Below are 12,553 nucleotides of genomic sequence, written 5' to 3' on the forward strand. Positions count from 1 at the left end.
GGCAAGGGCAAGGTCACCGGCGTCCGCGGTGACATGTCGAAGCTCGCCGACATCGATCGGCTTTACGATGCCATCCAGCAGAAGCACGCGCAGATCGACGTGGTCTTCGCCAATGCGGGCGGTGGCGAAATGGCGCCTCTCGGCGCGATCACCGAAGAGCATTACCAGCGCACCTTCGACACCAATGTGAAGGGTGTGCTCTTCACCGTCCAGAAGGCGCTGCCGCTACTGAAGGACGGGGCTTCCGTTATCCTGACCAGCTCAACCACCAGCATTTCCGGCACGCCGGCTTTCAGCGTCTATTCCGCCACCAAAGCCGCGGTACGCAACTTCGCCCGGAACTGGATTCTCGATCTCAAGGATCGGCACATCCGCGTCAACGCGATCAGCCCCGGCGTGACCGAGACGGCAGGGCTCGACGAGCTCTTCGGTGGTGGCGAGCAGGCGAAGGGCACCAAGGATTATCTCGCCAGCCTGATCCCTGCGGGCAGGGTCGGGCAGCCTGAGGAGATCGCCAAGGCCGTTCTGTTCCTTGCTTCCGATGAAGCGAGCTTCGTCAACGGCATCGAGCTCTTCGTCGATGGTGGCCAGGTTCAGATCTGAGTTGCAGACCATCATTGGATGACCGCAGCCGGCGGCAGCCTTTCCCTTCACAGACCAGAAGCGCATGTAGCGATCACGGTGCGCACGGAATGTCGCCTGATCGGACATGTGGTCCTTGGGCCTGCGCACTTCGTCGATGAGGATCGCGCCTGTGAACCTGGGCAGCCGACGCAGCATGTCCTCGTGATAGAGCTGCGCCTCGAACCACAACGCGACGTCCGCCCAATCCTTCATGCTCCAATCGTGGCCCTCGATGAGAACCACGACCGGCCTGGGTTCCTGCCGTGCCGCCGCGAATTGCTTCTCGACCTCTGCATTCACGATTCCAGCCAGGCGTAGTGCCTCGCCCTGATCGCTCGTTTTCAAGGATCTTTGGATGCGTTCTTTTCCGAACGCGGCCTGAAGCTCATCCGGTATCCGACGAACGTAGTGGTAGGTGCGCTTTCGCAGAGCAACGTAATTTGGAATCGACATGCGCCGCCCGTGTTATGCAATTTGTTATGCAAAACGTCCCGCAAGGAGCGGCAGCGAGCAAGCTCGCTGGACAGCTAAGGCCTTGATTTTGGTGGATTACGGCCGGAAATGGCGCTCCCTAGGGGACTCGAACCCCTGTTTTCGCCGTGAGAGGGCGACGTCCTTTTGCCCCCCTCTTCACACCTATCACCTCATACCAATCAAGCCAGCATTCGCATTCTTGGGCACCCAGTCCGCCATCCGCCATACTGCACCCCACCCTTTTGGCGCTCCAAGCTCGGTTGAAGGGCAAAGGGGATTAGGTGGTTCACGCGGGGGTGGGCCGGCGCGCCCCCAAATAGCGCTGTAGCCGGCCCACTCCTGCGTGAATCGCCGGGTGCAGTACAATGCTTGAATGGTGAGCACCGACGATCGGCAACTATCCGTTCGAGTGCTGCCATTGACATCGTGCTGACGCGCTCAGAATTTATGCTTCAGCGGATTGTCGGATACTCTCCGGCCGTGGCCGGACGCATGCGAACAGCGCGACCGTATCAACGCCTGTGAGGCGCTTCCCTTCGAGCAATTGCTCCGCCGCGAGCCCTACCGCGCCGCAGTTGTCCTGTACGAGCGAGCACGCCCTCGCCATTTGCTCGTCCAGAACGAGTTCGACCCGCTCGCGAACGGCTTGTGAGGTATGAAGTAATCGAAGCAGCTCCGGCTCTCCGTCACCCGCCAGGAAAGCCAGCCCGTCGCCGAGCCCGTATGACGCTTCGATCCGGAGCGCGACCAGGGTCGCCAGATGGAGATCGCTACCCCGGGCTCCGCCGCCGCCAGCAGAGCGACTGCCCAAGATGACCTCTTCCGCAGCTATACCGGCCAGCAGAAAACATATCTCGCCGAGCAGGCTCTGGACGGTGATCTCGGTGGCCTGCGTCTTGCCGACCCGAACACGACCTATTGATTGATATTCGCCAGCGGAATCTACCTGTCCGCGGATCTCGGCAAACTCGAAGGGCTTTTCCAACGCGACGGCCGCAATCACGTGCCCGGCCTCATGCACGGCCGCACGGCGCAACATCGCGGCGGGAATCGAGACCGTCGACGGAAGCGATGACTCGAGATCGGAGACGGAGACCATCCGTCGAGCCCGGCGCGCTGATCGACGGGCGTCGCGGACGAGTTGCTCCAAGGCAGCGCCGCTCCAGCCGTCGGTACGCTCCGCAATGACAGAGAGATCGTCGCTTTGAAGTGCCCCAGCCAGATGCCAGCGGATGATACCCTCGCGCGCCGGGCCATCGGGGAGCGGGATACGAACATGACGATCGAGGCGTCCCGGCCGAACAAGAGCGGCATCCAGCCTCTCCGGGTAATTGCACGCACCGACGACGATCACGCCCTCTCGCCGTTCGGCGCCATCGATGCATTCAAGCAGGCCTGAAACCGCCTGTGTGTGGTACTGACTATTGTATTCGTTGCTGAATTTCTCTCTGTCGCCGGCGGCGTCGATCTCGTCGATGAAGATGATGGACGGCGCATTCTTGCGCGCTTCGTCGAAAGCCGCCCTCATCGCCCGGAGATAATCACCGAGATGGCCGTGCGCCTGCCAACGCGCCAGCGAGGCTAGAACAAGATGCACGCCACAGCTTGCCGCGAGCGCCTTTGCGAAGGTTGTCTTGCCGGTTCCGGTCGGACCGCTGACAAGTATCCCGTGATCTATGTCCTCCCAGCCGATCTTTCCCTCTCGCCAATCCTGGAGATCTCGCACGAGTTCACGCGCCCAATCCCCTACTTCGCCAAGGCCATGCAGATTCTCGATCCGAAATTCCCGGTCCTTGACCGGGCTGCGGTCCTTCAGAGCTTCCCTCATATGATCGAGAGATTGGGACACCGGCCGGCCGCGCCATAGCATCGAACCGACGAGAGCCAGAGGCATCGCGGCAAGCTCCTCCGCCTGCTGCAAGCTCATCCGCTGCTTAAGGCAAATACGACCGGCCCCCATGAGGTGACGGACTTGAGGACGGTCCAACCTCACTACGTCGTCGACCGCAGCCATCATCGCATTCGAAACCTCGGCCACGTCGTTCGCAAGAATGACGAGACAGTCGTGCTTCAGCAGGTCGTCGAGAGCGGACTCCTTTCGCTCCTTTCGCCAGTGATCGGCAGCGACCACGATCTTCGCGTCATCGCCGAAATCGAAGCCGTCGAACCGATTGGGTTTCGAAAACGCGAAGTTCGCTGCCTGCCGATAGTCCTCGACGTCGACATCGTCCGGGACGATTAGGACGAGCGCGAGGGTGCCGCCGCGGCGCAGATACGACCGGCAACCACGGATCGTCGCGCAGTAGGCCAGAAGGCGCCCAACGCTCCGGGTAATGTTGGCGCGATCCCGCAGGACTCGACCATTCCGTTTCCTCATCGGCCTGTGTCCCGTCAGCGAGAATTGCGAAATGGAGGGAGTTCGACGACGAGGCGCGGATTGAGAGCGGGGTTCTCGTGTCCTCCTCCGGGGCGCGGATAGCCGGCCTGGTTGGAAAGGATACGCGTCTGACCGACCCAGTAATCGTGAGAAGCGTGATCGTGCCCGTGGATCCAGAGTTCGGGACGGTAACGTTCAAGTACGTCGGTGAGGTCGGAGGCGAAAGCGGGCGACAGTGCATCACCTCGGTACCGTGGTTGAACGGAGCCTGGATGAGGAGCGTGGTGCGTGACCACCACCGTGTTCCCGTCGAAAGGCTCCCGAAGGCGCTCGACGATGAAGTTCAGATCGAGCGCATGGAACGCCGCAGCGTGCGTCGGCAGGAAACGCATTCTTCGCTGGTCTTCGACGATCTCGATCAAGCGATGGTCGTTCATTCTCATGAGCGCCGCCTGTCGCGCGCTTTTGGGGTCTCCCAGCAGGGCGTAATCGGTCCAGAGCGTGCAGCCGATGAAGCGCGTATCGGCGACGGTCACCATTCCGGGCGCCAACATGTGGATTCCGGCCCGCTGGGCCAAGATCTCTCCCGTGCTCAGGGATTCGGCGAGTTCCGCTCCATAGAATTCGTGGTTCCCCGGGACGAAAACGACGGGCCGCCCCTTGAGCGTGCCACTCCGTTGCCGATCGATCCACGCAATCGCATCCGCGATCGGTCGCCCAATATCGCCGGCGAATACGGCGACATCGAAATCCTCGATGTCATCGGGAAGTGCGAAGGAACCGAATTCTAGATGGATGTCGGATAGGACGAGAAGACGCATGCATCATTCCTATTGGCCGCGTCGGCTGCGGAACGCGCGCGACGATACGTTGGAAGCCGGAGGTGATTTTCTCGGTTCCCTCGACGGATTTCGTTGAGCGGAAACTTCAGCCGCCGGGCGCCGACTTGATGTGCGTGCCGAGCCGATACCAGCGAGACCGCGTCCTCGCCCAGCCGCGCTCTGCATCGATCAGAACGAGGTCGGAGGTAACGACCCGACGCCCTGCTCCCGCCAGCAGCGGATGTCCGGAGACCTCGCCAGCCAGGCAATAGGCGGGCCTTGACGTCACCAGCCATCGATCAAGCATCGGCGCCATCGTGAGTTCCGAACTGGCCGGGGCTTTGGTGGCGCAGAACGTCTTCAAGTCGGCCACGAGCCGCGTCAGTCGCTCGATCTCAAGTTCAAGCCCTGCCCGCCGGTCCGACCAAGCCAGATCTATTGGATCCATCGGAATGCCGTTCCTGCGAGGACCCACCCTCCTGGAATTCGACCAGCGAACTGCCCGTCGCCCTCGCGGCGACGTGACGAGTTCGAGAATGGCGGTCTCGAAAGAGCTCCCTCGATATCCTGCGCGTTGAAGCATCCTCGGCCGCCGACGCTTGGACATGCAGCCGCCCGAATCTCATCCCGAACCGGCCGGCCGACGGTCGGCAAGCGGGCCATTGCCCTTCCGACGCCCTGATCGAATCCCACAATTACAACGGCTTCCATTGCTTGGCCTTCCCGTTCCGGATCCTTGATGATTCGCTGAATCCTATCGGGCCGACCAAAATCCGTCTACTGAATTTGGCCAATTTTGGCCACACATGTCCGATATTGGACATAGAAGGCCAATATCGGACAATTGTTGACAAGCTGGATTCCGGGCCGTTCGCGTGCGATGCCATGCGCATGGTCCCTGGCGCTAACGTATTGAAAGCGGCGAGAATTGCGCTCGGATTGAGCCCGGAAGAACTGGCCGAGGAAGCCGGCATCAGCCGCCGGACACTTGGGCGAGTCGAGACCCATCCTCGATCCCCTCAATATCTGAAGGGTGCCGCGATGGTTCAAAAGGCGCTGGAGGATCGCGGCGTGGAGTTCCTCAAGGCCCGCGCTAAAAAGGGGGAAGGCTTTCGGCTACCCTTGGCCCTCACGGACACGGACTCCCAACCCGCTGCGGAGTGACCGACACCTCGACGTTGGCGGTCGGAGCCTATGATTCGGAAACCTTGGCCTGGGCGCTTGCCTCGAGTGGTTACCGCGAAACCCATCGGCTTTAGACGTGACTGCCCTCAAGATTGACGGAGTTGAAGGGCCTCATGGGTTTCAAGGTTGAACGATATTTCCGTATTTTTGGAAATACGGATTGAGTCACCGTTCTGCCCGCCGCATGGTTCCGATCATGATGATCACGCAAGACGCGGCAGCAAAGCTGGAGGCCCTCGGCAACCCAACCCGGTTGTCGCTCTACCGCCTCCTGGTGAGGGCGGGACATCCCGGCTTGTCCGTGGGTCAGTGCCAGCAGCGCCTCGAGATCGCAGGGTCCACGTTATCGCACCACCTGAAGGCGCTGATCATCGTCGGCCTGGTCAGTCAGGAACGCGATGGCACCACGCTGATCTGCCGGGCGAATTTCGACCGCATGAACGAACTGGTTCAGTTCCTCATCGCCGAATGCTGCGCCGACGCTGGGTGTGCCTCCGAGCAGACTGCGGCATAAATTTTTTCGGCCCTATTTCAGTATTTCCGGTTTCACGGGAAGATGCGAAGATGGCTACCACGACGATCGCGATCATCGGGGCCGGCCCTGTGGGTCTCGCCGCGGCGGCCCATGCTCTGGAACGCGGCCTCGTCCCGATCGTTTTGGAGCGCGGTCCTGCGGCCGGACATGCCATCCGGCAATGGGCTCATGTTCCGATGTTCTCGCCCCGGGGCCCTCAACATCGACAAGGCGGCTGAACGTCTCCTCGAGGCGTCGGGTTGGACGCGCCCCGATCCGGATCGTTTCCCGACGGGCGGTGACCTGATTTCGCAGTACGTCGCCCCTCTAGCCGAACGACTGCGGGATCGGATCAAGCTCAATGCCGAGGCGATCTCGGTCTCCCGGGCGGGATACGACAAGGTCAAGACGGATGGCCGCGAGGCAGCGCCGCTGCTGGTGCGCTATCGCGACGGGGTACGCTCGCGAGCTTGGCCGTCGACGCCGTCATCGACGCATCCGGCACCTGGTTCTCGCCAAACCCGGCTGGCGTCGGCGGTTTGCCGGCGATCGGCGAGATCGAAGCGACCGAGCATATCGCCTACGGGATGCCGAACATCTCCGGGGAATCCCGATCGCGTTGCCGGGAAACAGGTCGCGGTGCTCGGCGGAGGCCATTCGGCCATCGGCACCCTCATCGCGCTATCAGAGCTTCAGGCCGAGAATCCCGCAACCAAGATCACCTGGCTCTATCGGGGTCCGATTCTGGCGAAGGCATTCGGTGGCGCCGCCGCCGACCAGCTCGCCGCCCGCGGCGAACTCGGTCTCCAGATCGCAGATCTCGTCAAGCAAGGCCGTATCAGGACCCACACCGGCTTTCGGCTGGAACAGATCGAGCGCGATGCCTCCGGTCTGCGCCTGATCTCAAGCGACGAAAGCAAGCAGGCCGTCACCGTCGACGAACTCATCGTCGCGACCGGTTTCCGCCCGGAACTGGCTCTGCTGCGCGAGTTGCGCGTCGAGCTCGATCCCGCGCTCGAATGTCCGCCAAGCCTGGCGTCGCTGATCGATCCCAACGTCCACTCCTGCGGAACGGTGCGTCCGCACGGTGTCGCCGAGCTCGCCCATCCGGAACCGGGCTTCTACATCGCCGGCATGAAGTCCTATGGCCGAGCGCCGACCTTCCTGCTCGCGACGGGGCATGAACAAGTCCGCTCGATCGTGGCAGAACTCGCCGGCGATCACGTCGCGGCCCGGCGCGTCGAACTCGTCTTGCCCGAGACCGGTGTTTGCAGCGCGACGCCCGGCGGGCCGTCGGCTTCGACATCGAGCTGCTGCGGAGGCCCCGCGCCAGCGGCCGTCGATGCCTGCTGCGCCGATGACGCGGCTGCCAAGCAATCCGGGAAGGCGGGATGCGGATGCTCGTCCAGCTCCCGCGAAACCACCCGTGAGACGGCAGAAGCCTGATGTCCAGCCTATCGCTACCTATACCCGCTCCCACTGGAGGGCGCGGTCTCGCGTTGATCACGGCGCTCGGCGTCACTCAGGTCGCTGGTTATGGCGGCCTGTACTACGCCTTCGCCGTACTGGCTCCGAAGATGACCGAAAGCTTCGGCTGGTCCCCGGAGTGGACATATGGCGGGTTCGCTGCCGGGCTGCTGATCGGCGGACTGGTCGCGCCCGTTGCTGGGCGATTGATTGATCATTACGGCACCCGGCTGATGATGACCCTCGGGTCGGTGCTTCCGGTAGCTGAAACCGAGACCGACACTGAGGTGTACGCCTTTTCGGCCGTCGCGTTGAGTGCGGCGCTGATCGCCTGACCGGCAGTCGAGATCGAACCCTGCCGCGGCTGGCCCCGCTGGAGCGTCTTATCCTCGACTTACCGACGCGCCGTGCAGGATATGGCCGAGACGACCGGGATCTCGGCCGCGCACTGGATGCCGCGGAATGCCGCAGGGTTGGCACAAAATGAGTAGTCTTGCTGTCGGATTGCTGCTTTGCCGCACAGGCGGAATTCACCAAGCTCGCGGAATGACCAAGGGCGGACATGCAAGCATGGCTGGATCGACCATTCCTGCATTGTCGTCGATCATCGAGATAGCGTAGCGTTACCTCAGTCTGCGCGTGTTTGACCACAAGTTGCGAACCGGAAGGAAGTCTTCAGATGCTGACGAAACGCGATCTGCTTGGCTCGGCTGCGATGGCCGCATTCGCCGCCGCCACAGTGAAGTCCAACCCGGTTTTTGCGCAGAACAAGGCCGAATGGCCCGACATGTTTGAAGCCAAGGACATCGCCGAGGCAGGATTCATCTACGGCCTGCCTATCGTGATGAACTATGCCATCATGTATGAATACGCGATTGATCGGAGTTCTGGGCAGTTCAAGGCTCCGTTCAATCAGATCAAGAACGAACCGAACGTCTTCACCTACAAAGATACGGCCATCGTCACGCCAAACAGCGACACGCCCTATTCCTTCGTGTGGATGGATTTGCGGGCGGAGCCGGTGGTGCTCTCGGTGCCGGCGATCGACCCGAAGCGTTACTACTCGGTCATGCTCTGCGACGGGAATACCTACAATTACGGCTATATCGGCACCCGGGCCACGGGGAGCGAGGCCGGCGACTACATGGTGGTCGGGCCCGACTGGAAGGGCGACACCCCGGCGGGCATCAAGCAGGTCTTTCGTTCGAGCACACAATTTTCCCTTGCGGGTTATCGCACCCAGCTTTTCGGCCCGGATGATCTGGACAACGTCAAGAAGGTGCAGGCTGGCTACAAGGCGCAGATGCTCTCGGCCTATCTGAAGCAGACGCCACCACCGGCCGCGCCAACCATCGACTTCCCCAAGATCGATAAGGAACTCGTGAAGACCAACTTCCTCGATTACCTCGACTTCGCGCTGCAATTCGCGCCGGCGCAGGGTAATGAGAGGGAGATACGCGCCAAGCTGGCACGCATCGGCGTTGGACCCGGCAAGACACAAGCTGGAGATCGGCCTTGGCATGAAGGAGGGCCAGCGGAAGGTCGATGAGGCCGTCGCCAGTGTCGGCAAGGCGATCAATGGCTGGCGGCTCAGCGGTCTTCCCGGCGATAGCGCCCACTATAATGGCGACTGGTTGAAGCGCGCCGTCGCCGCGCAGGCCGGCATCTATGGTAATGACCCGGCAGAAGCGACCTATCCGTTCACGCGCGTCGACAGCGACGGCCAGACGCTCGACGGCAGCAAGCACAATTACACGCTGACCTTCCCGGCGGGACAATTGCCACCGGTGAATTCGTTCTGGTCGCTGACGATGTATGACGGCAAGTCCCAACTCCTGATCGAAAACCCGCTCAACCGCTATCTGATCAACTCGCCCATGCTGCCGGCCATGAAGACCAACGCCGATGGATCGCTGACGCTCTACATCCAGAACAAGTCTCCGGGCGCCGACAAGGAAGCCAACTGGCTGCCTGCTCCGAACGGGCCGATCTACTTGGTGATGCGGCTCTACTGGCCGAAGACAACGCCGCCTTCGGTGCTGCCAGCGGGCGAAGGAACCTGGCAGCCGCCCGGACTGCAACGCGTCTCGTAACCCCACAGGGAATACGGTGCCGTGGCCGGGGGCGCCCGAAAGCGCCTCATGGCCTGGGCTCGGGCGAACTTCCGCATTCCACCCTTCTGCGACCTTCGGAACGTCTGCTCAGGGGCGAGATCCCGGCGACCTTCCAGGAGCCGGTAGATGCCGGGCGAGGCGGGCACGCCTCACCAAAATTCTCGGCCGCACCAAGGAGGCGGAAATCCTTCCGAGTCAGATACTTACTGAGGCCTGGGTGGTCTTTGCTACCTAATGCCGGATTTTTCCGCAGGGGTGAAGGCGGCAACAGCGAGGATCTTGGTGCTCTCGGGGACGGCCTGGGCGATCTCGTCGGACTCGATCTCGACGTAATGGTCTTTCTCGAATTCGAAGCCCTTGATCTGGTGTTCACGGTCAACCGCCTCGCCGGTGACGGGGTCGATGAACTCACGTCGTAGCCGATGCCCGGTAGCGCGATTGATCATATTGAACGACACGCGCTCCGCGGTGCTTGCACCGGTATAGAGCGCCACCGGACAACTGATCTCGCCGAATCTCAGGTTGCCCTTCCAGTTCGCACGCGCCGCGACCATGGCACTCTACTCCCGACGCAACACACCACCCGATTCAATGCTGAGCTGGCAGGTTCCAGCGGCAAGAAAGAGCCCGCCAGAACGACCGGCGGGCCAAGTTAAGGAAAATAGGCTCCTTCCGACCAAAGAAGCAGCCTTAGGAAAGAACTTCCCAAGCGACAGATTGTTGCGGGGGTCGGCAGTCGGCGACAGAAAGCCCGGCCCCGCATAGCGAGGCCAGGCGAAAAAACGGCGCCGAGCCGCACACGCCATCGGGGGAAGACGGCTGCTCGGCGCCACGCCGCATCGAAGGCGCTCGGAGAGAATGGCTGGAAATCGTGAACGATCCACGAACGACCGCAATCTGCCCCGTTGAAGCGTGACAGGGCGAAAAGTGCTAGATTGGGCTTTCCGATGCCGATCTCAACGCCACCCTCCGCCGTCGACCTCGGACAGTGGTCTCGAAGGACCTGCGGCGCGCGCCGATGCGCATGATGCCGCCGCAGCGGTGTCCAATTGAAGGGTAATCAAATCGGCCAGCTCGGCCGCCAAGTTTGATCCGGTCCGCAGTTCGCCGTTTGCTGAGTAGGCCCATTTCACAGCAGTCGTACGGGCGTCGATCAGGCGCGTGCTGACACGCCACTTATCCGCTGCCTGGCGAATGCTGCCTTCAACAAAGTACCGGTGCGGAATTTGCCTGCCTCGGTCACCGGCCACCGAACTAACCGGCCCATTTTCCGCAAAAACCTGCAGGTTCTTCTGCTTCGCGAGGTTCGTCAGCACTTCCTCGGACAAGTCAGCCGCGAATGCCACGCCTTCCGGTGCGGATGACAAACTGACGAACGGCTTGACAGTCACCTGTGGCTCAAGCGTCTCAAGCGCCTGATCGGACAACGGGAATTGTGGCGTCAGTTGCTCTCGCGTAGCCAAGACGGCGACGACCAAGTTCAGGGCTATTGCACACAATAGGCCGCAGGCCAGTACGCCGGGGCGGGTCATCAATCCCGTACGTGATGATCGGCTTTGGCGGGGTGTCTCCCGCGGCCCGGCTTCGTCCAGCACCGGCGGATCGATGAGACGCCAGCGGAATGCGGGAACATAGCTCCCCTTCGCGACCTCAATAATTACCGGGTCGTATTTTCCATCGAGAAGGTAATATCTTTCCAGAGCGCGCCGGAGTCGACCGGCCTCGATCCGCACAACCGGATCGTTCATGGCGTCAAAATCCGCACCCCGACCAAATACCTTATTCGCAATCGTGAAGGCCTTTAGTCGCTTCTCTTGCCCGGAAAGTTTTTCTTCGACAATGTACTGTAGAAAGTGCTTTACACGCGCAGTAACAGTGAAATCAGCACTTCCTACGATGCGCGAAAGCTGCGACCTTACAGCTTCCCCATCCGGGTCGGTCAAATCACCAAAGCAACCCGACGTTTGCACGGTGACCTCCTGTGCGAACGCAAATACGAAACCTGCTTCTTTCCTACGATAGAACCCCGCATCCCCCAGTGGCAACAATTAATCGTAGTGAGAACAGCAACTTGACACTAGGGACAATATCACGCCCCCCAACGCCGGGCTAACCTAGACAGGGGATTTCGGTAGGCGCCATGACGCCAGAGCAAAAAGCAGGCCTAGCTCGATTGATGCTCCGCTGGCCCGAACGGCGGGAACAGCTCAAGAGGGCCACAGAACGCTGCATTGACCTGTATGAAGGCTATGAGCTGGCCTCGCGCGCCTACGTTCGATGGACCCAGCAGACTGAACCGAATGCCGCGCCCATAGCAGAGGAATACCGGAAAATTCTAATCGAGCTTGAACTCGAAATCGCGGGCATCTTGGCTGGCGATGATAAAGTTAGCCGAGGTCGGCCCCAAATCCTCGTGACTCCTGCGCGGCCTCAGTAGGCCAGCAGTCCAGCTACGAACCACGCGATCACCGCAAACGCCAGCCCCGAGATCAGCAAAATTAAAACCGGCCACCGCGGCAAACCCTGCTCGGCCTCGACAGGCGTTAAGGGGGCCGGGCCCTTTCTCGTTTCAAGCGAACTCATGCCAGCTACTGGACGCGCGAGATTTCCCGTGCTCCCCAGAATTCATTGTGCTGCAATATTCATTGATTTTAATGTTAGGCGAAGCGCATCATTTTGTAGCCTTGGGGGAGGCGAGCAATATGAGAAAAATTACTTCAAATTTTTTCCAGCCGCATGTTCAGTGGGAAATTTCCGAGGGCAAGGCCAGTTCTATTGGCGCCGAAATAATCGGCTTTCTTAGATCGACACTGACATCATACATGGACGAACGCGTCCCGGTAATCAGCGAGATTGCGAAGACAGCAGGGCTCAGTATCAGAAGCCTCCAACGCAAGCTTGCCGCTGCCGGTCTCTCCTACTCACAACTGGTCGAAGCGGCGCGCTTTGAAAAGGCAATTGAGCTTCTCCGCACGAC

Annotated in this window: 11 protein-coding genes and 3 pseudogenes; 8 read left to right on the forward strand and 6 right to left on the reverse strand. The window is 61.0% G+C overall.

From position 1 onward, the window contains the following. A partial coding sequence (locus AC1DEZ_RS27505; protein ID WP_476781327.1) for an SDR family NAD(P)-dependent oxidoreductase occupies positions 1 to 603 on the forward strand: 603 nt, incomplete at its 5' end. 18 nt (positions 604 to 621) lie between these two features. After that, positions 622 to 942 (forward strand): hypothetical protein, encoded by a 321-nt coding sequence (locus AC1DEZ_RS27510; RefSeq protein ID WP_476781337.1) that lies wholly within the window; start codon positions 622 to 624, stop codon positions 940 to 942. On the opposite strand, the pseudogene AC1DEZ_RS27515 reads toward AC1DEZ_RS27510, so the two are convergent. The 4 genes and pseudogenes from AC1DEZ_RS27515 to AC1DEZ_RS27530 form a co-directional block, all read right to left on the reverse strand. Continuing rightward, a pseudogene (locus tag AC1DEZ_RS27515) lies at positions 943 to 1,077 on the reverse strand (DUF6538 domain-containing protein); the annotation flags it as partial. Between the two features lie 466 nt (positions 1,078 to 1,543). Beyond that, positions 1,544 to 3,475 (reverse strand): AAA family ATPase, encoded by a 1,932-nt coding sequence (locus tag AC1DEZ_RS27520; RefSeq protein WP_476781328.1) that lies wholly within the window; start codon positions 3,473 to 3,475, stop codon positions 1,544 to 1,546. A gap of 14 nt (positions 3,476 to 3,489) precedes the next feature. Beyond that, positions 3,490 to 4,296: a metallophosphoesterase gene (locus tag AC1DEZ_RS27525; protein WP_476781329.1), complete on the reverse strand. Its 807-nt coding sequence runs from the start codon at positions 4,294 to 4,296 to the stop codon at positions 3,490 to 3,492. Between the two features lie 106 nt (positions 4,297 to 4,402). Next, positions 4,403 to 4,744, reverse strand: coding sequence for a DUF6634 family protein (locus AC1DEZ_RS27530; protein WP_476781330.1), 342 nt, complete (start codon positions 4,742 to 4,744; stop codon positions 4,403 to 4,405). Positions 4,745 to 5,010: 266 nt separating this feature from the next. Here AC1DEZ_RS27530 and AC1DEZ_RS27535 point away from each other — a divergent pair, with 266 nt between their 5' ends. From AC1DEZ_RS27535 to AC1DEZ_RS27555, 5 genes and pseudogenes are all read left to right on the forward strand, one after another. Continuing rightward, a complete protein-coding gene (locus tag AC1DEZ_RS27535; RefSeq protein ID WP_476781331.1) occupies positions 5,011 to 5,460 on the forward strand; it encodes a helix-turn-helix transcriptional regulator in 450 nt (149 codons plus the stop codon). Between the two features lie 220 nt (positions 5,461 to 5,680). After that, a complete protein-coding gene (locus AC1DEZ_RS27540; RefSeq protein WP_476781336.1) occupies positions 5,681 to 5,995 on the forward strand; it encodes an ArsR/SmtB family transcription factor in 315 nt (104 codons plus the stop codon). Positions 5,996 to 6,045: 50 nt separating this feature from the next. After that, a pseudogene (locus AC1DEZ_RS27545) lies at positions 6,046 to 7,441 on the forward strand (FAD-dependent oxidoreductase). A gap of 53 nt (positions 7,442 to 7,494) precedes the next feature. After that, entirely contained in the window at positions 7,495 to 7,797 is a 303-nt protein-coding gene (locus AC1DEZ_RS27550) for a hypothetical protein (protein WP_476781332.1), read from the forward strand. 344 nt (positions 7,798 to 8,141) lie between these two features. Further along, positions 8,142 to 9,555 (forward strand): annotated as a pseudogene (locus AC1DEZ_RS27555) (DUF1254 domain-containing protein). A 248-nt stretch (positions 9,556 to 9,803) separates the two neighbouring features. On the opposite strand, the gene AC1DEZ_RS27560 reads toward AC1DEZ_RS27555, so the two are convergent. Together AC1DEZ_RS27560 and AC1DEZ_RS27565 are read right to left on the reverse strand one after the other, a co-directional pair. Beyond that, positions 9,804 to 10,130 carry a Ku protein gene (locus AC1DEZ_RS27560; protein ID WP_476781333.1) on the reverse strand — a complete coding sequence of 109 codons (327 nt, stop codon included), beginning with the start codon at positions 10,128 to 10,130 and terminating at the stop codon, positions 9,804 to 9,806. Positions 10,131 to 10,532: 402 nt separating this feature from the next. Next, positions 10,533 to 11,546, reverse strand: coding sequence for a hypothetical protein (locus AC1DEZ_RS27565; protein ID WP_476781334.1), 1,014 nt, complete (start codon positions 11,544 to 11,546; stop codon positions 10,533 to 10,535). A gap of 660 nt (positions 11,547 to 12,206) precedes the next feature. On the opposite strand from AC1DEZ_RS27565, the gene AC1DEZ_RS27570 reads away from it, so the two are divergent. Beyond that, a partial coding sequence (locus AC1DEZ_RS27570) for a helix-turn-helix transcriptional regulator (protein WP_476781335.1) occupies positions 12,207 to 12,553 on the forward strand: 347 nt, incomplete at its 3' end.

It is taken from the genome of Allobosea sp. 10L422 (genome assembly GCF_056395345.1).

What these genes read in the sequence shown, in the direction of transcription:
- AC1DEZ_RS27560 (WP_476781333.1), bottom strand. Translation starts at nt 10,130, where the DNA reads ATGGTCGCGGCGCGTGCGAACTGGAAGGGCAACCTGAGATTCGGCGAG.
- AC1DEZ_RS27510 (WP_476781337.1), top strand. Translation starts at nt 622, where the DNA reads ATGACCGCAGCCGGCGGCAGCCTTTCCCTTCACAGACCAGAAGCGCAT.
- AC1DEZ_RS27520 (WP_476781328.1), bottom strand. Translation starts at nt 3,475, where the DNA reads ATGAGGAAACGGAATGGTCGAGTCCTGCGGGATCGCGCCAACATTACC.
- AC1DEZ_RS27530 (WP_476781330.1), bottom strand. Translation starts at nt 4,744, where the DNA reads ATGGATCCAATAGATCTGGCTTGGTCGGACCGGCGGGCAGGGCTTGAA.
- AC1DEZ_RS27540 (WP_476781336.1), top strand. Translation starts at nt 5,681, where the DNA reads ATGATCACGCAAGACGCGGCAGCAAAGCTGGAGGCCCTCGGCAACCCA.
- AC1DEZ_RS27525 (WP_476781329.1), bottom strand. Translation starts at nt 4,296, where the DNA reads ATGCGTCTTCTCGTCCTATCCGACATCCATCTAGAATTCGGTTCCTTC.